General features: G+C 36.5%; 20 protein-coding genes and 1 riboswitch. Of the genes, 14 read left to right on the plus strand and 6 right to left on the minus strand.

Going from position 1 to position 23,244, the window contains the following annotated elements; translation table 11 throughout:
* Positions 1–181 precede the first annotated feature (181 nt).
* On the plus strand, positions 182–898 hold the full coding sequence (locus tag IQ226_RS11490; RefSeq protein ID WP_193895472.1) for a GUN4 domain-containing protein: 717 nt from the start codon (positions 182–184) through the stop codon (positions 896–898).
* A 39-nt stretch (positions 899–937) separates the two neighbouring features.
* Here the strand turns inward: IQ226_RS11490 and IQ226_RS11495 are convergent, their stop codons facing one another.
* Positions 938–1,273 (minus strand): XisI protein, encoded by a 336-nt coding sequence (locus IQ226_RS11495; RefSeq protein WP_193895474.1) that lies wholly within the window; start codon positions 1,271–1,273, stop codon positions 938–940.
* Positions 1,261–1,677 (minus strand): XisH family protein, encoded by a 417-nt coding sequence (locus tag IQ226_RS11500; protein ID WP_193895476.1) that lies wholly within the window; start codon positions 1,675–1,677, stop codon positions 1,261–1,263. The genes IQ226_RS11495 and IQ226_RS11500 overlap by 13 nt, the downstream gene beginning before the upstream one ends.
* A gap of 546 nt (positions 1,678–2,223) precedes the next feature.
* Between IQ226_RS11500 and IQ226_RS11505 the strand changes: the two genes are divergently transcribed.
* The 5 genes from IQ226_RS11505 to IQ226_RS11525 all read left to right on the plus strand — a co-directional run bounded on the left by IQ226_RS11505 (position 2,224) and on the right by IQ226_RS11525 (position 7,565).
* A complete protein-coding gene (locus IQ226_RS11505) occupies positions 2,224–3,012 on the plus strand; it encodes an NYN domain-containing protein (RefSeq protein ID WP_193895478.1) in 789 nt (262 codons plus the stop codon).
* Positions 3,013–3,138: 126 nt separating this feature from the next.
* A complete protein-coding gene (rnc, locus tag IQ226_RS11510) occupies positions 3,139–3,825 on the plus strand; it encodes a ribonuclease III (RefSeq protein WP_193895481.1) in 687 nt (228 codons plus the stop codon).
* A gap of 216 nt (positions 3,826–4,041) precedes the next feature.
* Positions 4,042–4,238: riboswitch (cyclic di-AMP (ydaO/yuaA leader) on the plus strand.
* Positions 4,239–4,337: 99 nt separating this feature from the next.
* A complete protein-coding gene (gene ntrB / locus IQ226_RS11515; protein WP_193895483.1) occupies positions 4,338–5,183 on the plus strand; it encodes a nitrate ABC transporter permease in 846 nt (281 codons plus the stop codon).
* A gap of 85 nt (positions 5,184–5,268) precedes the next feature.
* Positions 5,269–6,711, plus strand: a complete 1,443-nt coding sequence (locus IQ226_RS11520; RefSeq protein WP_193895485.1) for an ABC transporter substrate-binding protein — start codon at positions 5,269–5,271, stop codon at positions 6,709–6,711.
* A gap of 17 nt (positions 6,712–6,728) precedes the next feature.
* A complete protein-coding gene (locus tag IQ226_RS11525; RefSeq protein ID WP_193895487.1) occupies positions 6,729–7,565 on the plus strand; it encodes an ABC transporter ATP-binding protein in 837 nt (278 codons plus the stop codon).
* Positions 7,566–7,683: 118 nt separating this feature from the next.
* Here IQ226_RS11525 and IQ226_RS11530 read toward each other — a convergent pair whose 3' ends face one another.
* From IQ226_RS11530 to IQ226_RS11540, 3 genes are all read right to left on the minus strand, one after another.
* Positions 7,684–7,968, minus strand: a complete 285-nt coding sequence (locus IQ226_RS11530; protein ID WP_193895489.1) for a hypothetical protein — start codon at positions 7,966–7,968, stop codon at positions 7,684–7,686.
* Positions 7,965–8,774, minus strand: coding sequence for a hypothetical protein (locus IQ226_RS11535; protein ID WP_193895491.1), 810 nt, complete (start codon positions 8,772–8,774; stop codon positions 7,965–7,967). The genes IQ226_RS11530 and IQ226_RS11535 overlap by 4 nt, the downstream gene beginning before the upstream one ends.
* 151 nt (positions 8,775–8,925) lie before the next feature.
* The gene (locus IQ226_RS11540; protein ID WP_193895492.1) at positions 8,926–10,572 is read right to left on the minus strand and encodes a glycosyltransferase family 39 protein; all 1,647 of its coding nucleotides are present in this window, start codon (positions 10,570–10,572) and stop codon (positions 8,926–8,928) included.
* Between the two features lie 111 nt (positions 10,573–10,683).
* Between IQ226_RS11540 and IQ226_RS11545 the strand changes: the two genes are divergently transcribed.
* The 8 genes from IQ226_RS11545 to IQ226_RS11580 all read left to right on the plus strand — a co-directional run bounded on the left by IQ226_RS11545 (position 10,684) and on the right by IQ226_RS11580 (position 21,403).
* Positions 10,684–11,331: a class I SAM-dependent methyltransferase gene (locus IQ226_RS11545; protein ID WP_193895494.1), complete on the plus strand. Its 648-nt coding sequence runs from the start codon at positions 10,684–10,686 to the stop codon at positions 11,329–11,331.
* 139 nt (positions 11,332–11,470) lie between these two features.
* Entirely contained in the window at positions 11,471–11,980 is a 510-nt protein-coding gene (locus IQ226_RS11550; protein ID WP_193895496.1) for a hypothetical protein, read from the plus strand.
* Between the two features lie 60 nt (positions 11,981–12,040).
* Complete coding sequence (locus IQ226_RS11555) at positions 12,041–12,928, plus strand: hypothetical protein (RefSeq protein ID WP_193895498.1); 888 nt, start codon at positions 12,041–12,043, stop codon at positions 12,926–12,928.
* Between the two features lie 223 nt (positions 12,929–13,151).
* Positions 13,152–15,233: a TonB-dependent siderophore receptor gene (locus IQ226_RS11560; protein WP_193895500.1), complete on the plus strand. Its 2,082-nt coding sequence runs from the start codon at positions 13,152–13,154 to the stop codon at positions 15,231–15,233.
* 59 nt (positions 15,234–15,292) lie between these two features.
* Positions 15,293–17,815 (plus strand): U32 family peptidase, encoded by a 2,523-nt coding sequence (locus IQ226_RS11565; protein WP_193895502.1) that lies wholly within the window; start codon positions 15,293–15,295, stop codon positions 17,813–17,815.
* Positions 17,816–17,869: 54 nt separating this feature from the next.
* The gene (locus IQ226_RS11570; protein WP_193895503.1) at positions 17,870–20,254 is read left to right on the plus strand and encodes a dynamin-like GTPase family protein; all 2,385 of its coding nucleotides are present in this window, start codon (positions 17,870–17,872) and stop codon (positions 20,252–20,254) included.
* 86 nt (positions 20,255–20,340) lie between these two features.
* On the plus strand, positions 20,341–20,670 hold the full coding sequence (locus IQ226_RS11575) for a KGK domain-containing protein (protein ID WP_193895505.1): 330 nt from the start codon (positions 20,341–20,343) through the stop codon (positions 20,668–20,670).
* Between the two features lie 487 nt (positions 20,671–21,157).
* Positions 21,158–21,403 (plus strand): HNH endonuclease, encoded by a 246-nt coding sequence (locus tag IQ226_RS11580; protein WP_096671036.1) that lies wholly within the window; start codon positions 21,158–21,160, stop codon positions 21,401–21,403.
* 61 nt (positions 21,404–21,464) lie between these two features.
* Here IQ226_RS11580 and IQ226_RS11585 read toward each other — a convergent pair whose 3' ends face one another.
* Positions 21,465–23,240 carry an N-acetylmuramoyl-L-alanine amidase gene (locus tag IQ226_RS11585; protein ID WP_193895507.1) on the minus strand — a complete coding sequence of 592 codons (1,776 nt, stop codon included), beginning with the start codon at positions 23,238–23,240 and terminating at the stop codon, positions 21,465–21,467.
* Positions 23,241–23,244 lie beyond the last annotated feature (4 nt).

Below are 23,244 nucleotides of genomic sequence, written 5' to 3' on the forward strand. Positions count from 1 at the left end.
GTATTGTTAGTTAGGATTTCGCATCAGCCACCGAGAGTGACTTTTTCAGATAGGCACTCAAAGGCTTTCCAGATTCACCCAAGATCTGTGTAAACTACTTTTCGCTATTCGTCCTTCATTTTGTAGAATAACCGATAGCAATAGATAGTTTATTCACGCTCACGCTAACACGAGTAACGGCATGACAGACCCAATGATTGTATCAGGCACTACAAATGATCTCGACTCCCTCCGCCAAAAGTTAATCGCTGGGTCCGAAAAAGTCCAACAACAAATCATCCCGCAGTTAGCTGACTTGGGTAATGATGGGTTAGATGTGTTGAAGGAATTTTTGCTGAAACGTCGTGATACCCCAGCAACTTGGATTGATGGTAAAGTCTACCAAGTCATCTATAATACTAATGCACCGACAGATCAAGAATTTCTACAAACTAACTTTCCTGAAGGAATTGTACCTCTAAAATCGGACTGTGGGATCAGTTACAATTCTTTGCAAAAGTTACTTGCCAATCAAGACTTTCAAGCAGCGGATCTCTTGACAATTCAAAAGATGTGTGAAGCAGCAGGTTCTCAAGCAGTAAAAAGAAAATGGCTGTACTTTACAGAAGTAGAAAATTTCCCCATTCAAGACTTACGCACCATCAATCAACTCTGGGTAGTTCACTCAGAAGGCAAATTTGGCTTTTCCGTACAGCGCGAAATTTGGTTAGGTTTAAGTAAAAATTGGGTCAACTTGTGGCCAAAAATTGGCTGGAAGGATGGTAACAACTGGACAAGATACCCCAACGGGTTCACCTGGAATTTAAGCGCTCCTAGAGGTCATTTACCCCTCTCTAATCAACTACGGGGGGTGCGAGTCATGTCTTCCTTATTGTGTCATCCTGCTTGGACTAAGTAGTTAGATCCCCGACTTCTTTAAGAAGTCGGGGATCTGTAGTTAACCAACTGCAAAGCCTGTATATGGTCTCATCAAAGGCTCATGAAAAGCTAAAACAATATCTTCTTTTGGTACTCCCAATTTAACCAATTCATCCGCAATCCCAATTTCCGTTCCATCATGTTGTATCCAAATCTTGTCGTTTTTGATATCAAGATGTAAAACACAGCCATGCTGTCTGCGTCTGTTTTTCCAACCAACATACATTAACTGATAATGATTACCAACAGGATCAAAAATCAGTTGTTTCTCAATCTCATCTTTCTTTGAACCTATTTGAGCATACTCTCTGATAACTTGTTGAACATAATTTTGATATTGCTTTAGTTTTTCCATTCTACAATTTCCTCCTGAATCGGATCATAAACAATGATTTTAAGTTGATAATGTTCAACAACTGTTTTGATAAATTGCAATTGAAAGAAAGCGTGATAAACACCCAAAGGAACAGCCAAATATAAAACTCTTTCTGATTCTTTTTGTTCTAATGCAAAACGATAATTAAAAAACTGGCCAACCGCTGTATGAAATTGAGAAATACTAGATGTACCAGTGAAACTCTTAATTTCCACTGCTATTTTTTCTCCAGTTCTTTCAGCAGCAAGAATTTCCTCAGCCCCAAGATCAATATACATTTCCACATCACCAACTTCAATCCTCAAAGGATCATCCGTGATTACCCAACCCTCTTTTTCTAATCCTTTCCTCACAGCATCATGAAATATATCTTTAGCTGGCATTGGTTTAAAATTTAGTCTTTTTATCTATTATTATAATAATAAATTTTGTCTCACCTTACAGAAATAAATTAGAATGCTTAATAGTATAAAAAGCTACTTATTTTAAATCGAAATTCAGTATTGACATTCCAGATTTACTATGTCAGTGTATAAACAAGACAACCAAACAAATGGCACAAAAGCTTAGGACTCTATAGCTAAAGTATCAGTTGTTGTCTCAGCCGCAGGATTCCTTTATGGCAAATCTTGCGTTGTGGCTTAGTTTCAATATTTATCCCCATGTTTTGTTGCATCCCTAATTACTCAGTTAGTATGAATGAAATAAGCCATCTGGATAAATATTGACTCTAAGGCATAACGAAAGATTTGCCAGAAGGGAATCCTGCCACTGAGACTGAAACTCATTTAACACTGAAATTGGTTAACATAGAGAAACTAAATGAGGGAAAGCTAGTTTTTTAGTTTTTTCCTTCGTCTAGTGATATTGCTATAAATGTGTGATTTTTTGAAGCTGTCCAGTTCACTTAAAAAACTGGGTATTTTACCATGAATCATCTACTATTGAACGTCGAAACAGTTCAGAAACAAGACTCTGTTGCCATTTTTTGTGATTTTCAAAATGTTAGTTCAATCAAAAAATATGCTGATTTATTGCTTGATTTTGCGAAAATGCAGGGAAATGTAAACTGGAAGAATTTTTACTATAGTTCCCACCATAAAAATCAAGTTGATGCCAAAAATAAATTTGCATCACTTGGTTTTAACTGTGTAGATGTTCCTGATTCATCAAAAAATAGTGCAGATTACCGACTGATAACTGACTGTGTAAACACCATTGCTTTTAATCCTTCTTTAAATCTTGTTATCCTTGTATTAGGAGATTGGGATTTTGCGGGATTGATTTGCATTCTTAAACAGATGCGTAAAAAAGTAGTTATCTTAGCTCAAAAAGGGAGTGCAAGTCCAAAATTAATTAACCTAGTTGGTGCTGAAAATTTCCACTTTATAGATGATTTAGATCAATTGATGGGAGAAAAAAAACAACCTCAAACCACCGTCATTAATCCTCAGATTAGTTATAATGAAGCTGTAGAATGTTTAATTGCAACTGTTAAGAATGCACTAAGACAAAATCAACCTACACACTATAGCTATATTGGTAAATTGATGCGTCAACTATTTCCTAAATATCAAGGAGTTGCTTCAATATCTACACCAAATGGTAAAAAATTTAAAAACTTTGGACAATTTGTAGATATGGTGATCAAGGAAGGTAAAATCATTAGACAAAATCAGGAGTTGTTTTTAAGAGAATTAGACAAAATCCCTGCATAAATTTGTCTTCACAATCCCAGTTGATGAAAATAACTGGTTAATGATAACCGCACCTTGCGGTTTTTTTCATTTTTGTATATGGTTAATATTCACTAAAAACTCTTACTCAAAAATTAAAATATCAAAATGCACAAACTTCTCACATTCAATAACGAAAAACTTTTGCGTCAAGCACTTACCCATCGTTCCTATGTTAACGAAAACCCAGGAGAAGGGGAACATAACGAGCGCTTAGAATTTCTCGGTGATGCTATTCTCAATTTTTTAAGCGGTGAATATCTCTATGAAAATTTTGCTGAAAAAGGAGAAGATGAATTAACTCGTCTTCGTTCCGCATTAGTAGAAGAAAAACAACTGGCAAAATTTGCGATAGAAGTAGGTTTAGACTTTAGAATGCGATTAGGAAAAGGAACAATTAGAGATGGCGGTTTTCAAAATCCTAACTTACTAAGTAGCACATTTGAGGCTGTAATTGGCGCTTACTATTTAGATAATGATCGGAATGTTGCACCACTTCGTGACATTGTTAAACCATTATTTGATTCTGCCTCAGAAAACATTGTAGAAATCCGTTCTAATGTAGATTCCAAAAATCGGTTTCAAGAATGGGTACAAGCTCAAGGTATCACAAATCCCCCCAAATATGCTACAGAACAAATTGACGGACCTTCTCACGCACCAGAATTTAAAGCAAAAGTATTAGTAGAGGGTAAAGAATATGGGGAAGGTAAAGGACGCAATAAAAAAGATGCCCAAAAAGCTGCTGCTGAAGACGCGTTAGCAAAATTGAAAAAACGAGGCTTATTAGATTGATAATTGTTGATTTCCTAGTTGATTTGGCGAATATAATTCGCAGCTACATAGACAAAACCCACCTGCGTGGGTTCAGAAGCTTTGATTTTTCATTAGTCCACGCAGGTGGACTTAGCCTGTGTAGTAGCGATTTATAATCGCCGGAAACTAATATTCATGACGAATACTGATGTTATTACTGAATATAAATGTTAATGTTCTATCATTATTCATAATTGAGTAAGTCAGCTTAATCCAGTACATTGAATTTAATAGTGCTGGAACGGAGGAACCAAATTGTGGGGCGTATTTTTGTCTTGATTAATTTAGGAATTTGAGATTTAAAACTCAAATCAAATCTAAAATCAAGCAAGAAGGGGTATCTCTCAACCTTAGCCCGTCAGCTAACTTCGTAGGCATTGAGAGGAGACTGAAGAGACAGAATTTTAATTATTTTCTGATCTTATCAGTGTCCAAGGTTGGTACTAGTTAATATTTGCGTACCCAAGCTTAACTCTGCTGAGGTGAAATAAATGATATTGCAACTAAATTTAGCTGCCATTTTTGCAATTGCTGGACAAACTGTTTGGAGAAAAGCCAAACCTATAATTTTTCAAGATACTTTCTTATTTCCCGCATTAGGTTGTTTAGGAATTATTTTGTTGTGGTGGGTGGTAGCACTAGCTAATCATGAATTAATGCCCACACCACCAGAAGCTTTAATTGCTAATTGGGACTATATCTTACATCCATTTTATGAAAGAGGTCCAGGTGATTTAGGCATTGGTTGGCTATTATTAGCAAGTTTACGGCGGGTCATATTAGGATTCGGTTTAGGGGCATTAGTCGCCATTCCCTTGGGATTTTTGATCGGAATGTCTCGACCGGCAATGTTAGCTTTTAATCCCATTATTCAGATTTTTAAACCTGTATCACCATTGGCTTGGTTGCCGATTTCTTTATCTTTGTTCAATTTAGCAGATCCTTCTGCTATTTTCGTGATTTTTATTACCTCGCTGTGGCCAACTATTATTAATACAGCATTGGGGGTTTCTAGTGTACCCAAAGATTACTTAGATGTAGCACAAGTTTTAGAAATGCCTCGTTGGCGACAGATTACTAAAATTATTTTACCTGCTAGTTTGCCTTATATTTTTACAGGTTTGAGAATTAGTTTAGGCATTGCTTGGTTGGTCATTGTCGCTGTGGAAATGCTCACTGGGGGTATAGGAATAGGATTTTTTGTTTGGGATGAATGGAGTCGTTTAAATCTCAGTTCTGTCTTTTTGGCTGTGTTTATAATTGGTATAACTGGGTTGGTTTTAGATTACGGTGTGGGCAAAATTCAAGAGTTAGTTACTCACCGTCCTGGAAGTTAATAATTTAAACGCAGATAGAAGATGATGAATGCGGATAAACGCAGATAAATTTGTACTTTCATAAAATCCCAAATGATAAAAAGGTATGACTGAAAATTATTTAACTCGCAGAGATTTTATTGCAGGAATAGGGGCGACAACTGCGGGAATAATATTATCATCCTGTGCTGTTTCGGGAGATAGGTCTGCTAAGGGACTCACAGAAGAAGCTTTAGCGGTGACACCCGTAGTTAAATCCCAAGATTTAGAGAAACCGGACATTACTGTGGGTTATGTTCCTGTTAATGATTGTGCGCCATTTGCGATCGCTTGGAAAAAAGGATTTTTCCGCAAATATGGCTTAAATGTTATACTCAACCGCGAAGCCAGTTGGGCTACCTCCCGTGACGGCTTAATTTTCGGTCGTCTCGACGCTTCCCCCGTCGTCTCCGGTGCAGTCACTAACGCTAGAATAGGTGCAGAAGGTGCGCGTCATGCCCCCTTATGTGCAGCAATGACAATCCACCGACATGGTAACGCCATGACCATGAATAGGGATATGTGGGACTATGGCATCCGTCCCTGGTTTGAATATCAACAAAAATACGGTGATGGGGCATTAGAAGCCTTTGGCAAGGACTTTCGTGGCTATTTTGACAAACAACCCCCAGAAAAGAAAATCTGGGCTGTAGTCCTCAGTTCTGCCATTTATGAATACTTTGCTCGCTATCTTTCGGCTGCTGCGGGTGTTGATCCTCTTAAAGAGTTTCGGGTCATAATTGTTTCTCCACCACAAATGGTGACAAACATGAGAATTGGCTCAATGCAAGCTTACATGGTTGCTGAACCTTGGAACACTAGAGCAATTACAGGTAATGAAGGTATCGGTTTTACCTTCGCCCAAGGCAAGGAAATTTGGCAGGGACACCCAGATAGATTATTGGGTGTAATGGAATCTTTTATTGTTAATTATCCTAAAACTTACCGTTCTTTGGTAAAGGCAATGATTGAAGCTTGTCAATATTGCAGCAAACCTGAAAATCGCCAAGAAATAGCCGAATTACTGACAGAAAGATCATTTACTGGTGCGAAACCTAAAAAGCCCGGTGTTCCTATTACTAAATTTACTGGACCGGGAATTATTGGCAATTATAATTATGGTGGTTTTGATGGCAAAGACCGCACGATTACAGCAGATGATACCACAATTTTTTATGATCTTCCTAACAATATTCCTCACAAAATAGGAGAACATTCCACATTTTTATGGCGTTCTCGCAGTATTTGGTTAATGACTCAAGCAGCCCGGTGGGGACAAATCAAAGAAATTCCTAAAAATGCTGAGGAAGTAGCCGCAAAAGGTTGGAGGACAGATTTATATCGAGACATAGCCGCAGAAATGGGAATTGAATGTCCCCAAGATGATTATAAAGTTGAACCACCAGAAGCATTTATAGATAAAAAAGGATTTGATCCTAGTGATCCTGTAGGATATCTCAATAGTTTTGATATTCGTGCTAATTCTCCCTCTCAGTTTTTTCTCTCTTAAAAAATAGGTAATTAATCATGGAATATACAACTTTACCACATAATACTACTACCGAAATTTTGCCCCGGAACGGATTCTTAGAAGTAGAAAATTTAGTTAAATCCTATCCAACTCAAGATAAAGGACAATTCACAGTTTTAGATCATGTTAATTTGACCATTAATGAAGATGAATATATTTCTGTAATTGGTCATTCTGGTTGTGGTAAATCCACATTATTAAAAATAATTGGTGGATTTGAAAAAGCCACATCTGGTTCAGTTCGCTTAGAGGGAAAAGAGATTCGGAAACCAGGTGCAGATAGAATGATGGTATTTCAAAATTATTCATTATTACCCTGGTTAACTGTCCGCGAAAATATCCGTTTAGCGGTAGATGAAGTTTTGAAAAATGCTAATCGTGCCGAAAAAATTAGCATTGTTAATGAACATTTAGCAATGGTAAACTTAACCGCAGCCGCAGATAAATATCCTGATGAAATTTCTGGAGGAATGAAACAAAGAGTGGGTATTGCTAGAGCTTTAGCAATTCGTCCTAAAATGTTATTAATGGATGAACCTTTTGGGGCTTTGGATGCCTTAACTCGTGGTAAATTACAACGTCAAGTATTAGATATTTGGGAACATCATCGTCAAGCAGTCATGATGATTACCCATGATGTTGACGAAGCAATCTATATGTCTGACAGAATTATTTTGATGACTAATGGACCATCGGCAAAAATAGGAGAAATTTTAACAGTTCCTTTTGCACATCCTAGAGATAGAATGGCCATGCGGAACTCAACAGAATACTTTGAACTTCGCAATCATGCTCTGAATTTTCTAGATCAGAATTTCACCCCAGAAGAGTAATAATTGGCGTTGCTAATTTCATCAGAGAATACAGTTCATACCGCTATTATGCAACGCCTAATAATCAATTAACATTGAATAATTGAGTGAAAATAAACTGGGGTGTTTTTTTGATTATCTATTTCAACCCTGTGACTTTCAAAACCTCAGTTCTATCTTTTCTGACTGTCAAAGTAGAATCAGCATTACCATTTTCAGTAATGGGTTGTTCTAAAATGTAAGTGTAATTTCCACCTTTCCAAACTGTACGACATAGACCATGACGACAAACTATTTTACCACCTGTTAAACTCACGCATTTACCATCAGCATTACATCCTTGATAACTCACATTTCCTGTACCATTAACCCCATTCCAAGAGTTGCTATTACTAATAGTAATCTTCCATTTACCATTACTCAAGGTGTACGAATCTTTTTTTTTGAACTTTCATTCACAACTTCCATTTTAGTAATGATTGATTGTTTGCGAGTTTTCCCACAGGGTTCTATACTCTGACAATCATTAACTGATTCTACTTGATAAACAACCCGGACTTTTTTATTCAAAAACTTCTTCTCGTCACAAATTTCAAAACTCGCGCCAACATTGTGTTCTATTCCTTTATTATCTACTAAGGTGACATAACACATTAAGTCACCATTGACTATTTTTTTAACCTTTCCCTCCGTTGGTTGTTGATTTGTACCCTTTTTTGAACTTTCATTCACAACTTCCATTTTAGTAATGATTGATTGTTTGCGAGTTTTCCCACAGGGTTCTGCACTCTGACAATCATTAACTGATTTTACTTGATAAACAACCCGGACTTTTTTATTCAAAAACTTCTTCTCGTCACAAATTTCAAAACTCGCGCCAACATTGTGTTCTATTCCTTTATTATCTACTAAGGTAACATAACACATTAAGTCACCATTGACTATTTTTTTAACCTTTCCCTCCGTTGGTTGTTGATTTGCACCTTTTTTAGTATTTTTATTGTTGTCTAGGTTTTTACCAACAGGTTCTTTCTTCTCTTGTGTTTCTGATTGTAGATAAGATGCTTGTTTATTTTGTTGTTCACTTGCTACTACCAGAGCAGTTTTCATTTGATTTTGTGTTACAACAGCAGATGCCTCTTCTTTCAGTGTATCCTTTAGTGCGGTAGTACAAGCTATCAAAGATACACAGCTAAAAATTAAAGCAATTGGGGAAATTGATTTTTTCATGGTGAAATTGCAATAGTTGAGAATATTTCTGTATTTTAACATAAACCTAAATTATACTTTTAATATTTATCGGGAATTTTCACATATATACTTCGCAAGGCCACAATTTAAGCTTTTGCTTAAAAGGGATATATGGATATAAAAGGGCAAGTTATATTTTTTTAGATAAAACCTCAATTAATTGATAATCTTTAAAACTACCAATAACCCGATAATGTATTGGTAACTTGACAAAACCTGGTTGATATATCCAAGCATAACTCAACATAGGTAACTGGGAAACTGAATCTACATTCTTACCATATTGGGGTGTATAGAAGTCAATTAACAGAGACTCTTTATCATTAAATCCTTTATTTTTAACAAAGTTAATCGGATGATTATGCAAAACCTGATTAATTGTTTCTTGTTTGTAAAATATTCTAAAATCTGGGTTGAAATCACCTAACAAACCTAAATTACCTGCTGTAGCTACAGATAACCAACAGCTAATTAATAAGCTACCTAGCCAATAATGAGAAGTTAGAAACTTACGGTGATAATAAAACTTACCTATCCAGATTAACGGCACAATTAAGCTACCAAAACCAGAAGATATCATCAGAATTGCATATTTGTGAATATTTACCTCACCCCAAACTAAAATACTTATTCCGGCTAAAACTAAAATTATGCCTAATATTCCCCAAGCGTAACTAATATTTCTCGGTAAATAAATCATCTGATGAGATGAATATTGATCATCAAATCCTTTTTGGTAAATTTTTCCTAACCAATCTAAAGCCACCGCAGATAAAAAAGCAATAAATGGATAAAGGCAAAGACTATAATGAGATAAACGAGTGGAAAATATACTCAATTCAGTAAATAAGATAACGGGAAACCCGATTAATATTAATGGATATTTAGAAATTGAATGCCGAATTACTAATATTATTCCTAATAAACTGAAAAAGAACCAAGGAAAAGATTTTAAAGCTAGATTCCATACATAAAATAAAATGCCATTTCTATGTTGTTCATGACTACCTAGTTCTATAACAAATCCCAATAAAGCTCCAATACTATCGCTACCATAACGTAACCAGCTAAAATAAAGCCAAATTAAGGTAGGAATTAAACCGACTAAAAACCCTAAATACAACATAGGGTTAGTTAAGTGACGATGACGACGATGATCTATGATTAAATAAGGTAATAATGCCATCATCGGCAGAAAAATCATTAAACTTCTCATCAAAAAACCTAAGCCAAAACTCACCCCAGTGATAAAACCATATAAATACCGTTCTTGAGGATTTATATCAGATTTTAATAAAAAGAAAATTCCTATAAATACTAATAATATAGTTGGTAAATCTGGTGTTGATAACCGACAATATTGTATCCACAAAAATTCTACGCTGAGAATAATAATTCCCCAAAATGCTAATTTTTGAGATAAAAGAATTTCTCCCACTTTATAAATAACAAATATGCTCAAAATTCCCGCAATCATTGTCGGTATTCTCGCGGTTGTATCACTAACGCCAAATATTTGATAAAAAATAGCAATTAACCAATAAAAACCAGGGGTCTTATGATGAGGATGACCCCAAGGTGATACCCAATCACCTGTTTCCAACATTTGTCTAGCTCTCAAAGCATAAAGTGTTTCATCATGAGCCATGAGACTGGTTTCCCCAGAAGTAAATAACAATAAAGGAAGTAGCCAAATTAATAATTTGCAATATGGTAATTGCCAAAATAGCCGAATTAATTGGATAATATTGATGATTCGTGGTGATTTAAAAAACATTTATGAATTGTAAAATATAGTATTTTTCATGTAAAATAAGTGAAGTTATCAAAAATAACTTACCAATTAAAATACTAGCCAAAATTTCTAGATCAGGTAAAAAAGACATTTATGCTACTGCAACCAAATCAACGGATTAAGTTAGATGAATCGGATGATCTGTTATTCTATGATTACCCTCGCTTTGTCACTCATGTAGATGATGGTTTTATTCGACAACTGACTGATTTATATCGTCAGCGACTTCAAGAAAATATGCGTGTTCTTGATCTAATGAGTAGCTGGGTATCGCATCTACCTACAGAGATAAATTTTGCTCATGTACAAGGACATGGACTAAATGCTGAAGAACTAGCCCGAAATACTCGATTAAATCATTACTTTGTCCAAAATATCAATACAAATCTCCAGTTACCTTTTCCAGATCAAGACTTTGATGCTGTTATTAACTGTGTTTCTGTGCAATATATCCAATACCCAGAGGCTATATTTTCGGAAATACATCGCATTCTTAAACCTGGTGGGATAGCAATTATTAGTTTTTCTAACCGGATGTTTTTTCAAAAGGCAATTCAAGCCTGGCGAGATGGTTCGGAAGCTTTTAGAGTAGAATTGGTCAAGGGCTATTTTACCTCAGTTCCTGGATTCACGACCCCGGAAGTGATTTATTCGACCTCAACAGCACCAATTTTCTTGCAGTGGTTGGGAGTAGCAGGTGGAGATCCTTTTTATGCAGTGATAGCTCAACGTCTCGCGTAGTTTTGTACTACAAAGATATGCAAATACTTTGTGATCATCACTACCTCCAATCATTATTTAAAAGTAAATTTTCTAGTTTGTAAGTGACAAAATAGTTGATAATTGCCTCACAAGCTCAAGTATCAAGGAGAAGCCAAAAATGGTGATAAATCGTGGGCGGAGAGTTTTAGCTGCTGTACTGCTATCAATTCTACTACTGACTACAGCTTGCACGACAAAAACACCTAGTCGTTTTGATCAGGTACAACAGGAAAGTACAAAGCAAAGAAGTGGACAGGCAGTAGTTAAAAGTGCAACTCAGGGTAGTCAATTAAATAAATTCTTCCCCAGTGGCGGAGATGGTTATGATCGAGTCTACACCCAAGAGAAAAAGGGCTTTTCTGAGGCAAACTTGAAAAAGGATGGCAAAGTAGTTGCCCAACTCGCTATTTCTGATACTAGTAGCATACCTGGGGCAGCGACTAAATTTGCTAATAGCACCGAAAAAATAGGTGGTTATCCCGCAGTAAAAGTTGGTAATACTCAAACTTCTGTGCTAGTGAATAGGTACCAAGTGAAGGTGATTTCTAAAAGTCCATCATTTACTGCGAGCGATCGCGCAGCTTGGATAGAAAAATTTAATCTTGATGGTTTAGCAACGTTGAAATAGTTTAATCTCTTCCCTAACTAACAACCGACGTTAATACAAAACATACATAAGGAGAATTTTGTGAGTAAACCAATTCAGCAGTTAGTTGACGAATTACCAACCAGTAACTTGACTGTTTCCATGTTGAACGCTTTAGATTTTGTTGCTCCTGGTGAATGGCAAAATACAGTTGGTTTTGTGAATACCATTAAAACTGTTACCGGGGAAACTGACGAAGACTTAATTCAACAAATTGGCGAAAGAGCAATTTATTTATTTAACGATAAATCCCAAGGATATCAAACCGCCCTCTGGCTGTATCAAACTGTTGATGGTGCAGATAAGGCTTTGGGTGCAGCAGCTTTGGCTAACAAAATTGGGCAATCAATTCCCCTGCTCGGTTTTTTAAACTCTCTGACTCCTAAACCAGATAAAGCTCAAACCATTGACTTAACTCTAAAATTAGTAGCTGAAGTCGTCGCCTTTTGTCAAATTAATGGTATTCCTGGAGATAGTATCGGCGATTTTGTTGGCTCTTTAGGTGAATATGGTGGTGAGTCACTGATCCGCATGGTGGCATTAGTTTGTGTTGATGGTTTAATACCCCTTGGACCTGATTTTATTAACAAAGCCCTCTCTTTGATTAGTCAAACGAGTCCCCAAGATTTAAACCAAAGCCCGACTTTCCAAAGCATCAAAAATACTATTCCCGGTAATAGCGATGCTGGTAAACTCAACTTTATTGGGGAAAGTTTTGATTCAGTTAAAGGTTGGATGAGTGGGCTGGTTAGCGGTCATGATCTAACCCCACAAAAAGTAATTGGTAATTTGCAATCTTTCACGCAAATTGCTGATGACAAGCTAGACTACCTAGCAGCATTTCTAGATGTGGCTACAAATTACTATGAACACACAGGAACTCAGACTTTAGCACGACGTTTAATTGAACGAGCCGTAGCTGAAATTTAGCAAATTGTGTAGGGGCGGGGTTTCCCCGCCCTCCTGCTATACTTTATTAAACAACATTTGAAATGGAAAATTAAGAAAATAAGCCTAATAACAAGATATTTCAGAAAATTGAGACGACAATACACCCCAAGTACAAATATGACAGCTTGTCTTTTGACACGATTTCTATTCATAGGGAAAATAGAAATTAGTGATTGTTATTACCGGGTGTGAGTCCAAAAATATGAATAAGAATTTTTTCCTACCAGTTTATTTACTAAGTTTACTGGCAACATCTCCTGCTGTAGCTGCTGATCATGAAAATAATCAAAATGCAGTAAATTTAGATATTCCTAATTTAAGAGACATTGAATTACCCGCCATAGATGCTCAATTATTAACCCAACAACCAACAGTAAACGAAGTTAAGCCAGAAGCCGCCCCAGAACCAGATCTAATGCCTACAGACGATGCAGATATTTCCATCGAAACCATTGGAGAAAAAGACGTTCTCCCTGAATCTACTCCTACTCATGTAATTGAAAAAGAAGAAATTCAAAAACAGGGGGCAACGAGTGTTGCTGATGTTTTAAAAAGAATGCCCGGTTTTGCTATTAATGATGTGGGACATGGCGCAGATATTCACACAGGTACATACTATCGAGGAGCTTCAATTAATCAATCTATATTTTTGATTAATGGTAGACCAATTAATAGTAATATTAGTACCTATCATGGTGCAACTGATTTAAATAGTATTCCAGTAGAGTCTATTGAAAGAGTCGAATTATATAGCGGTACTGCTTCTTCTCTATATGGTTCTTCAGCCTTTGGCGGAGTTGTCAATATCATTACCAAAGAAGGTTATGGCAAGCCAAAATTAAATGCTAGTGCTGAATTTGGCTCATTAAACTTAAATAATCAACAGGTAACTTATAGTGGGTCAACGAATAAAGTCAAATACAACTTTAGCTTTGAAAGGTTCTTTATAGATAATCGTTACCGCGTTCCTGTTGGTGCTGCAAATCGTGATGCTCAAGGATATTTATTTAATGCAGATACAGCTACCAGCACTTATTTTGGTAGCATAGGTGTAGATTTAGATCCTAAAAACTCCTTGAATTTAGATGTAACTACCCTGAGTAGTCGTCGGGGGTTGATTTATTTCGGTTTTCCTTTACAAAGAGACCGATTAGATCATGATGGTTTGAATATTGGCTTATCTTGGAAAACTCGACTTGGTAAGGGAGAAAATTCCAATTTAACAACTACCTTGGGTTACAACCGAGACTATTTTAGCACTTATGGACCAACGGGAGCGAGATTTTACCGAACCGGAATTTTAGATACACAACAATTCAAAGCTAGGATAGATCATGAATGGAAAATTACCCCTAATAATCAATTACGCTGGGGTTTAGATTTAAAAAATACTGATTTAATTGGCGATGTTTTGAGTACGAATCCTGCCCTAATTGCTAAAAATGAAAGGGAAGATAGAAGTACATTTAATACAGCTTTATTTGCTGTCAATATTTGGCAACTTAGCGATGCTTTGCAAGCAGATTTAGGGGTAAGACAAAACTTTGATAGTCAATTTGGGAGTTATTTTAATCCTAGTGTGGGATTACGTTATGCAGTTAATCCAGCTATTGCAGTGCGTGGAAGTTGGGCAGGGGCGCAACGCAATCCAGGATTAGATCAATTATATGTTTTTGATACGGTGCATAATTGGAATTCTAACCCTGATTTAAAACCAGAAACAGGTTCTACTTGGACTGCGGGAATAGACGTGAGATTGTCTACAAATTTGTTAGGACAATTTACTTATTTTGGCAATAGTTTAGATAATCGTTTAGGCATAATTAATGGCAGATGGGAAAATATTGGTTTAGTAGATACCAATGGTTTAGAAGCAGCATTGCAATTAAAAATTGCCAGTGAATGGTCAACTTTTATCAACTATACTTATACAGATGCTCAAATCAAAACAGGCACAGAAAAGGGATTACAATTAGGATTAATTCCCTATTCTTGGCTACAAACTGGAATTGGTTATCAAAAGAATGGATGGCAAGGTAATTTATATGCTACTTATAATAGCGGTACTCGTCGTTCTCTTTTTAATAATGCAGCAGCAGGAGAAAAAAGTACAGATTTTGCCCCGTCTTTCTTTAATTTAGATTTGAGTGGACGGATTCCTGTAAATAAAAATTTGGGATTAACTTTTTACTTAGAAAATCTTTTGGGTGAACAATATGAACGAGTGAATCGGATATATAGTCCTGGTTTTACTTTCCGCGTGGGTTTAACTTCTAGCTTATAGGCAACTTTACCTCAATTTAGGTACAATCTATAAGCTGACATAACCTTGACTTAACCAAAATGACAAGCATCTCCACCCCTACTCTCAAAATCCCCGAACTCCTAGCACCTGCGGGTAACTGGGAATGCGCTCAAGCCGCAGTAGAAAATGGTGCAGATGCGATTTACTTTGGTTTAGAAAAGTTTAACGCGAGAATGAGGGCTGAGAATTTCACAGAAGCAGATTTACCCGAATTAATGGAATTTTTGCACCTGCGGGGAGTCAAAGGTTATATCACTCTGAATACCTTGATTTTCCCCCAGGAACTAATGGAAGCACAGCAATACCTCAAAACTATCATTTCTGCTGGTGTTGATGCCGTCATTGTGCAAGACGTGGGTATTTGTCGGCTGATTCGTCATCTTTCCCCTGACTTTCCAATTCATGCTTCTACCCAAATGACTATTACCAGTGCTGCGGGGGTAGAATTTGCTAAATCTTTGGGTTGTCAATTGGTAGTTTTGGCGCGAGAATGTTCGATTTCGGAAATTAACAAAATTCAACAACAAATATCTCAAAAAAATACTTCCCTACCTTTAGAAGTTTTTGTTCACGGTGCTTTATGCGTCGCATATTCTGGACAATGTTTAACCAGTGAATCACTAGGAGGACGTTCTGCAAATCGGGGAGAATGCGCTCAAGCTTGTAGAATGCCTTATGATTTAATTGCAGATGGAGAAGTTGTGAATTTAGGTAATAGAAAATATTTATTAAGTCCTCAAGATTTAGCAGGTTTAGACGTTTTACCAGAGTTAGTAAAATCTGGAGTGACTTCTTTGAAAATTGAAGGACGGTTGAAAGCACCGGAATATGTTGCTAATGTAACTCGCGTTTATCGTCAAGCTTTAAATCAACTATTAGAAACAAATGTAGAGACGTTTTCTAGTCGAAAGAAAGACCAATATAAGTTAGAAATGGCATTTTCTCGCGGACTATATACAGGTTGGTTTGAGGGAATTAATAATCAAGAGTTAGTGCATGGGAGATTTGGTAAAAAACGGGGTGTTTATTTGGGAGAAGTTACCCGAATTAGAAATGCCGAAATAACAGTAAAGTTAGCAGCACCTGTTAAACCCGGAGATGGAATTGTTTTTGATTGCGGACATCCAGAAAGGAAGGAAGAAGGGGGAAGAATATATGCAGTTATTCCTAATGGTCAGGATGTCATCTTAACTTTTGGCAGAAATGATTTAAATTTCCATAATATCCATATAGGTGATAAAGTTTGGAAGACAAATGATCCAGAATTAGATAAACAAATCCGTCAAAGTTATACTGGAGAACATCCCCAATTTACTAGACCGATTAATATCGAAGTGCATGGAGAAATTGGCGGAAAGTTAATAGCTGTATCCCGTGATCAATCTTGGAATATAGTGCAAGTAGAATCAGAAATATTGATAGCTGAGGCACATACAAAACCCCTCTCTACAGAAAGATTAAAAGAACAATTTGGACGGTTAGGGAATACACCTTTCCATTTAGATACGTTTATCAATAATCTCAACGGGAATATTATGTTACCTGTGAGTGAGTTAAACCGAATGCGTCGGGAAATAGTCAGCAAATTAGAGGAATTAAGAAGTAGACCTAAACTTTGGGAACTAAATCATCAAGGAAAATGGCAAGATTTAATTAGTGCTAAATCTACACCAATTTCCGTTTCTCCTTCTCTGATTGTTTTAGTCAGAAATATCGAACAATTACAAGCAGTATTAACAGCAGATATCAAAACTATATATTGTGAATTTGAAGATCCTCGCAATTATAAAGAAGCAGTAAAAATATTCAGAGAGTGGAAAGATTCTTTGATAAACCTAGTCCCCAGTTCCCAGTCCCCAGTCCCCAGTATCTTTGTCGCACCACCCCGGATAACCAAACCTGGAGAAACCTGGATTTTAAAACAAGTTCTTGCTTCCCAAGCTGATGGTTATTTAATTAGAAATTATGACCAATTAGAATATTTTGCTAATGAAAGATGTGTTGGTGACTTTTCCTTAAATATTGCTAACCCTTTAACCGCAGATTATTTTCAACAACGCTTTAATTTAGAACGAGTAACAGCATCTTACGACTTAAATATTAATCAACTGGAAGACCTAATTACCAATTACCCAGCAGAAAATTTTGAAGTGACAATACATCAACATATACCAATGTTTCACATGGAACATTGTGTATTTTGCGCTTTTTTATCTGAAGGAACAGATTATACAAATTGTGGTAGACCTTGTGAAACACAAGCGGTTACAATCAGAGATAGGGTAGGTAGTGAACATATTCTCAAAGCTGACGCAGGATGTAGAAATACAGTATATAACGCCACAGCACAAACTGGAGCAGAATACGTACAACGGTTAATAGGATTGGGTTTACAGCACTTACGGATTGAATTTGTCAATGAGACACCGGAACAACTGCAAAAAACCATACATAGCTATCAGAAATTACTCCAAGGAGAAATCATCGGTTCGCAACTGTGGAGAGAATTGAAGCTACAAAACCAATTAGGTGTGACTCGTGGTGCATTGGGGATAATGTAGCTAAATGGCGGTAAGTAGTATTACAATACTTATGCACCTTGGTTACTACTTTTTATGTCCAGTTTAATGCCTCAGTGTCAGCAATTGCAAGCACAAGTTGAATCTATTCTCCAACTTCTACAGCAAGAATCAGCTTTGCGTTCTCAAGATATTACATCTGTGCAAATTTCTTTGGATAAAGCAGTTTCTCCTAAGTTTGAAATTGTGTTTGCTGGTGCTTTTAGTGCGGGTAAATCCATGTTGATTAATGCCCTATTAGAGAGAGAATTGTTATATAGTGCAGAAGGACACGCAACTGGTACAGAATGTAAAATTGAATATGCACCTGTAGATTCAGAAAGAGTTGTTTTAACCTTTTTGAGTGAAAAAGAAATTCAAGAACAAGCAGTATTTTTATGTCAGCAATTGGGATTTAATACTGTAGAAAATATCAATAAACAGGATGTAGTAGATTTACTTCTTCAAGGTTGTACAGTAATTATTCAACAAGAGGGAGGAGAAAGTAAATCAGAACGAGGAAAACAAGCAAAAGCGTTGATTTTATTGTTAGAAGGATATGTAGCAAACCGCGATCGCATTAACACGGTCAATAATGCTACATACTCAATGGAACAGTTTAATTTTACGAACCTCAAAGAAGCTGCGGGATATGCACGCAGAGGTAGTAATAGCGCGGTTTTGAAACGAATTGAATATTATTGTTATCATCCGCTTTTGGAAGATGGTAACGTGATTATAGACACACCAGGAATTGATGCACCAGTCGAAAAAGATGCACAATTAACATATCAAAAAATTCAACATTCAGATACGTCAGCAGTAGTTTGTGTTCTCAAACCTGCGTCAGCAGGAGATATGACAAAGGAAGAAACTGAACTGTTAGAAACAATGCGGGAAAATGCGGGGATAAGAGATAGGGTTTTTTATATCTTTAACCGCATTGATGAAACTTGGTACAATAACCAACTCAGACAACGGTTAGAAGATTTAATTAACAGTCAATTTCGAGATAGTAAAAGAGTTTATAAAACTAGTGGGTTGTTAGGATTTTACGGAAGTCAAATTAAACAAACAACGCGATTAGATAGATTTGGTTTAGATTCGATTTTTGCAGAAAGTGTTAAAGGTTTAGATGGGAAAGAAGAAACACCGCAATTTGTTTATGCTTTTAATAATTACTGCGTTGCTTCCGGTAAACTTTCTCCCAGTCAATTTAGAATTTCTCTTCATGGTTATGAAACTTCTAATGATAACTATGTGAGAATTTTAAGCGAACAAGGAACACCATTAATTAACCAACTCATTCAAGATAGTGGAATTGAAGAATTTCGGACATCAATTACTCGCTATCTGACAGAAGAAAAACGTCCCCAATTATTCAAAAACCTCGCAGATGATTTAGAAGATATTTGTATCAAACTCAAGAACCACTATCAAAGTGTGCAAATTGATTTAGATAGTCAACCGCGAGAAATCGAGAGTATGAAAGAATATGAGTTGCAAAAATTAAATCAGCAACTCCAGCAAGTTGGAAGAGATTTTCATCAGCATATTCATGATGAAGTTAACAGATTAATTAATAATAATTGCGAAGAATTTGAAACAGATTTTCGACAATTACAATCACGGATGATTCGTCGTCTTGATGAATTACTAGATACCTTTTCCGTTGCAGAAGCTTATCGTCGTGCAACTTTGAGTCATCCTCGCAATGCAACCGCACCTTTATTAGCTATTTTGGTGGAGGCTTTTTATTACTTATCTAATCAGTTGGAAGACATTTTAATAGAATCTTGTCAACAGGTAGTTAGTAATCTATTCCAACAATTAATGGCAAAAATTAGAAAATCAGAATATTACCGTCAATTATATCGTTTGTTGGGTAATGATGGAGGAATAGAATCACAGGTAAAAGAGATAGAAAAACTGATTACTCAAGCTTTGGTAACTGTTGCTAGTGTTGAATGTGATAGATTTGTCCGCGAAAGTCCCAGATTTTATAATGAAGGAACATTCTCTATCTATCAATTTCGACAAGTGTTAGAACAAACTTCTCAAGGTTACGACGCAGAAAGTATTGTTGACGCTGAACCTGCAATTAGACAATTATTGAAGTTAGACTTTGAACCGAAAGTTTCCCATACTATTCGTCAATCTTTTCGTCAAACTATCAACCAAACTATTAAAACTCAGTTGTTACCAATGGGGGAAAAACAAGCAGATGAGATATTACAACAATATCCTTATGCTAAGGCTTATTTAGAGAAGAATTTGCAACAAGAAGCTGAGGAAAAGATTGCTAATAATCAACGTTTGTTGAGTCAAGTTGCAGGGAAAATTGAGGAGTATAATACAGCAGTTACGGGAATTAATGGCTGTTTACAAGCGATGCAGTTGTATGAACATTTGTTGCCGATAATTGGGGAGGAAGAGGTATAATGTGTTGGGTGAATGCAGGGTTTTTCTGTGTTCACCTAATAGGAGTTTTCTCACGCAAAGGCGCAAAGACGCAAAGGAAGAAAGAGATGGAAGATAATTTTAAAATTATAGATTCTGAACAAGGTGATGTTGTGATTGATTTTGGAAATAAAACTTTCAAATTAAGTCTGTTAGTTTCACTAATGACAGAAATCATTTTGAATAAAAAGCTAGAAGAATTGAACAATAAACTCCGTGATCATGGTAGTGGTAAACTTCCATCTTATGACGAATCTTATTGGTCAAGTGCAGGTGTAGATTGTCAGATTTTAAAACCTAGTAAAAATTGGCAAAAAGGAAAAATAAGAATGAAAATTTCTTTAGAATTTTGTCCTGAAGAACCAGAATCACCCCTTGACGACTTACGACGCAGATAAATAAATGAAGCTACATCATAAATTAATTAGTCCACGCAGATAGAATTTGTTTGTGTGGATGCGATTTTACTTAATTGTCAGAATCAGGATATCCAGGATTTAAGGATTGACAGGATTATTAATTGTCAGAATCAGGATTTTCTAAAAAGTTACAGCACTTTGCGCGTCTATCTGGTACAAGTTATATCTCATTTTTCAGTTGATGTAATAGTATGTCCTAAATTATTGTACCTAATGGTTACGCAAAGTGCTGTATACTTATTACTATGATTAGCGAAGATAGTGAAAAATAAGAATTTTATTTTAAAAATATCAAATCAAGAAATCCCAAAATATAAACACCAAATCACATCCTGTAAATCCTCAAATCCTGGACATCCTGATTCTGACAAAATATCAAATCAAGAAATCCCAAAATATAAACACCAAATCACATCCTGTAAATCCTCAAATCCTGGACATCCTGATTCTGACAAAATATCAATCTATGAACAAAACCCCACGCATTCCCATACCCCCAGAAGTCAGAACCTACGTTTTCCAAAGGGACAAATATCAATGTCAAAGCTGCGGTAAAATCTCCCAAGAAACTCAACTCAGTATTGATCATATTATCCCCTTATCTCGTGGGGGAAAAAACGATATTAGTAATTTACAAACTCTCTGCTTAACTTGTAATCAGCAAAAAACTAATAACATTGACAATCGTTTTCGCCGACATTTTGATACTTAGTAAAAAAAGCTTTTAATCCAGTCCCCCTCCTCGCTTGCGGGGAGGGGTTAGGGGTGGGGTCTTATTCTTTCACCACTTTAAACCACTCAGTTATCCCGTCAGCCAAAGTATTAGCCATTTTCTTCTGTGCTTGAGGATTAACTATCTCCTCAAATTCATCAGGATTACTCATAAAACCCAACTCTAATAATACCGCCGGTGCAGCATGGGGACGAGTCAGGGCTAAATTATTCCAAAACACACCATAGGCAGGTTTACGAAGATTTTTAACTACATAATTTTGTAAAAATACTGCAAGACTGTGTGATTGAGGATGATACCAAAAAGTACCAAAGCCTTTGGTTTTTTCCGCATCACCATTATCCGGTAAAGAGTTATGATGAATGGAAACAGCGATCGCAGGTTCTTCTTTATTAATTATTTCCTGACGTTCGACTAATGAAACATCTCGATCATCTTCTCTAGTCATCACCACTTTAGCACCGCGTTTCACCAATTCATCCCGCAGTAATTTAGAAACTACCAAGTTTACATCTTTTTCTGGATACCCAGTTGGACCAGTTGCACCAGATTCTTTACCACCGTGTCCCGGATCAAGTAAAATTTTAATACCAGATAAAGGTAGGCTTTTTCTGCTGTCAATATTTGGCGCATGGCGCAAAGTCAATACCAAAGTTGTATTGTCGTATTTCAGATTATAGCCCCATTGTTGGAGCTTTTTGAGGTTAAAGGTGTATTTGACTTGTTGTGGAGTCACCTGTTGCCAATCTAGGCGAGAAATTAAGGAGTCATCATCTAGGCGAATAGTATCTGTTTGAGCGATAGTATTGTAGAGAGTCAGCGCCAAGGAATTATTTCCCTGTTCGACACTCACCGGTACAGCCATTTGTAAGGGAAAACGTATTTCCGTTTCTCTAGCTAGTTGACGATATCCCACACTGCGAATTACTGTTTGTGGGGGAACTGCACCGGGGAGAATTTTGGTTTCTTTACTATTAATCCAAGCCCCATAGTCTAAGCGTAGCCAATCGCCTTCTGTACCTGTAACTGTTGCTCTTGTTCCTTGAGGTAAAGGTGTCAGTCGAGAATAATCTGTACTTGGACCCGTGCGGGCTACACCTGATGCGGCTATTACCTCGACAACTGGTAATTGTACAGGTGCAAAAATTTGAATTTTGCCTTTACCGGTTTCAGTTGTTGTCTGACCATTCAATGTCAAACTAAATTGAGGTTGTCCTAAATCCCCAGTATTGGTAATTGTTGTACAACCTTGGTATTTGGTAATATTATAAATGGCAGCCTGATTACGCCCGGTTAAAATGCTAGAATTAGCTGGTAATTCGGCTGTTAAAGGTTGAGGTAAAAGATTAACAGTTTGATTAGCTAGTTTGACGGAGACATTAGCTTGAGGAGGTGCGATTCCTACGGAGCGCTTCGCTATCGCACCAAAACAAATCAGTTCTCCTGGTAATCTAGTAATATCAGCCGCAGGTGTCAGAGAATCCTTCGCAAAGCCTAAACCTTGTGGTAATTCTGGTTGAGTAGAAATCCTGTTGACTTTAATCTCGCGTTCTTGATTTTGGTAACGTATCTTAAACACATTCTCCCCCAATTGCAAGGGAAAACTAGGAGCAAAATGTCCAGCCTTACTACGTTTAACAGGTTTACCATTAATCAAGACTTGTCCAGTTGCTGGTGCTGTACCGATAAAAAATATTTTTTCCGTACTCGTTTGATGGTTTGCTGGGGGATAAACCACTAAAAGTGATGATTGTGCCAAAGCAATAGAAGGAGTACAAATAAAGCTAAATACTGCTAATCCTAAAAGTTTTTTCACGATA

The organism is Dolichospermum sp. LEGE 00240 (assembly GCF_015207875.1).
GTDB lineage: Bacteria > Cyanobacteriota > Cyanobacteriia > Cyanobacteriales > Nostocaceae > Dolichospermum > Dolichospermum gracile.

Excerpts from the sequence above, each read along its gene's own strand:
- IQ226_RS11520 (WP_193895485.1), top strand. The coding sequence starts at position 5,269 with ATGACTGAAAATTATTTAACTCGCAGAGATTTTATTGCAGGAATAGGG.
- IQ226_RS11495 (WP_193895474.1), bottom strand. The coding sequence starts at position 1,273 with ATGGAAAAACTAAAGCAATATCAAAATTATGTTCAACAAGTTATCAGA.
- ntrB (WP_193895483.1), top strand. The coding sequence starts at position 4,338 with ATGATATTGCAACTAAATTTAGCTGCCATTTTTGCAATTGCTGGACAA.
- IQ226_RS11570 (WP_193895503.1), top strand. The coding sequence starts at position 17,870 with ATGTCCAGTTTAATGCCTCAGTGTCAGCAATTGCAAGCACAAGTTGAA.
- rnc (WP_193895481.1), top strand. The coding sequence starts at position 3,139 with ATGCACAAACTTCTCACATTCAATAACGAAAAACTTTTGCGTCAAGCA.
- IQ226_RS11575 (WP_193895505.1), top strand. The coding sequence starts at position 20,341 with ATGGAAGATAATTTTAAAATTATAGATTCTGAACAAGGTGATGTTGTG.
- IQ226_RS11545 (WP_193895494.1), top strand. The coding sequence starts at position 10,684 with ATGCTACTGCAACCAAATCAACGGATTAAGTTAGATGAATCGGATGAT.
- IQ226_RS11490 (WP_193895472.1), top strand. The coding sequence starts at position 182 with ATGACAGACCCAATGATTGTATCAGGCACTACAAATGATCTCGACTCC.
- IQ226_RS11565 (WP_193895502.1), top strand. The coding sequence starts at position 15,293 with ATGACAAGCATCTCCACCCCTACTCTCAAAATCCCCGAACTCCTAGCA.
- IQ226_RS11535 (WP_193895491.1), bottom strand. The coding sequence starts at position 8,774 with ATGAAAAAATCAATTTCCCCAATTGCTTTAATTTTTAGCTGTGTATCT.
- IQ226_RS11500 (WP_193895476.1), bottom strand. The coding sequence starts at position 1,677 with ATGCCAGCTAAAGATATATTTCATGATGCTGTGAGGAAAGGATTAGAA.
- IQ226_RS11560 (WP_193895500.1), top strand. The coding sequence starts at position 13,152 with ATGAATAAGAATTTTTTCCTACCAGTTTATTTACTAAGTTTACTGGCA.
- IQ226_RS11540 (WP_193895492.1), bottom strand. The coding sequence starts at position 10,572 with ATGTTTTTTAAATCACCACGAATCATCAATATTATCCAATTAATTCGG.
- IQ226_RS11580 (WP_096671036.1), top strand. The coding sequence starts at position 21,158 with ATGAACAAAACCCCACGCATTCCCATACCCCCAGAAGTCAGAACCTAC.
- IQ226_RS11550 (WP_193895496.1), top strand. The coding sequence starts at position 11,471 with ATGGTGATAAATCGTGGGCGGAGAGTTTTAGCTGCTGTACTGCTATCA.
- IQ226_RS11525 (WP_193895487.1), top strand. The coding sequence starts at position 6,729 with ATGGAATATACAACTTTACCACATAATACTACTACCGAAATTTTGCCC.
- IQ226_RS11505 (WP_193895478.1), top strand. The coding sequence starts at position 2,224 with ATGAATCATCTACTATTGAACGTCGAAACAGTTCAGAAACAAGACTCT.